Annotated in this window: 3 protein-coding genes; 1 reads left to right on the top strand and 2 read right to left on the bottom strand. The window is 45.4% G+C overall.

Features of this window, described 5'->3' with window-relative positions:
* Positions 1-247, bottom strand: a 247-nt coding sequence (locus tag F6K37_RS45985; protein ID WP_287256565.1) for an NAD(P)H-binding protein, incomplete at its 3' end; no start/stop codon positions are given.
* Between the two features lie 222 nt (positions 248-469).
* Positions 470-574 (bottom strand): cytochrome b6-f complex subunit PetM, encoded by a 105-nt coding sequence (petM, locus tag F6K37_RS45990; protein ID WP_063747919.1) that lies wholly within the window; start codon positions 572-574, stop codon positions 470-472.
* A gap of 162 nt (positions 575-736) precedes the next feature.
* Between petM and F6K37_RS45995 the strand changes: the two genes are divergently transcribed.
* On the top strand, positions 737-1,277 hold a 541-nt coding region (locus F6K37_RS45995; protein ID WP_287257297.1), incomplete at its 3' end, for a 4-hydroxythreonine-4-phosphate dehydrogenase PdxA.

Below are 1,277 nucleotides of genomic sequence, written 5' to 3' on the forward strand. Positions count from 1 at the left end.
TGATGGTCAGAGAATCTGTTGGTCTCGATGTTGCCGCATCAATGACAGCTGTGATCCCTTCCAGGGCTTTTGGTAGGGTTTCTGGAACACAGAGGTCTCCTTGTACTAGTTCTGCTCCCCATTCTTTTAGGAAAGAGGCTTTGCGTGGACTGCGTACAAGACAGCGTACCTGATGATCCTCGTCCAGTGCACGACGAACCACCTGTCTTCCTAAGGTGCCAGTTGCACCGACGACCAACAAGTTCATTATAGTAATTTTAGTAAGGAATCTTAAAGTTTCTATAAGATTCTATCAGAAATTTCGTCGATCTCTCATTTTTAAGCTACTCAATAAGCAAGGCCATCGGGTGAGGGGTGTGGGAGAATGGGTTTAGGCTAAGACAGCATAAGTCATGGATGTGGAAGAAAACTGTGAAAGAATTATTCACAAAACCCCACAGCCCTTACCCCATAACCCATTCACTCTTAACTATTCTGACACTCCCTGGATTTTGAGTAATAAGAAGCCTAAGCCCAAACCCACAAGAATCAAGGTGAAGGACAAAAACGCTGCATTGAAAATTTCTGTACCCATTAGTTTTATGATCTCCTATGTACTTTTGTTACAAGGTATCATGACTAGGGTGCCAGAATATAGCAATCCTATGGAAATCCTGAGCAAGAGTATTCCAGCAAAGGGGTTAGGGTACTGGAGTGTTTACGAATTATGTCAGACTTGTCAACAAACGATCAGAACATGTCTTTGACAGGAAAACTTAACTCACCACCAAGGCGTCCTCGGTTAGCGGTGACCTTGGGAGATCCGGCAGGCATTGGACCAGAAGTTGTCCTCAAGGCATTGGCAGATTCCCAAGTCACTAGGAATTGTGAGATAACGGTGATTGGAAGTCGGTACCTCTTGAATGCGGCTTACACCCAGCTACGTCAACAGGGGGTTGAAGATGTAGCTACTTTAGCTTCCCCAGAGACATTATCAATCCTTGACATTGAGTTGGATTATGGACAACGGGCTCAAATAACCCCAGGTGTTGGTAATGCTGCTAGTGGTGCTCTTAGTTTTCTGTATCTCGAAAATGCGATCGCACTTACCCAACGTGGTGAGTTTGATGGTATTGTGACCGCACCCATTGCCAAGTCTCTCTGGAAAGCAGCAGGACATGATTATCCTGGTCAAACTGAAGTGCTAGCCCAGTACTCTGGTGTCAAACAATTTGGGATGCTATTCGTAGCGCGATCGCCCCATAGTGGTTGGGTGCTACGTACACTTTTAGCTACCA

Source organism: Moorena sp. SIO4E2, assembly GCF_010671945.1.
GTDB lineage: Bacteria > Cyanobacteriota > Cyanobacteriia > Cyanobacteriales > Coleofasciculaceae > Moorena > Moorena producens.

What these genes read in the sequence shown, in the direction of transcription:
- petM (WP_063747919.1), bottom strand. Translation starts at nt 574, where the DNA reads ATGGGTACAGAAATTTTCAATGCAGCGTTTTTGTCCTTCACCTTGATT.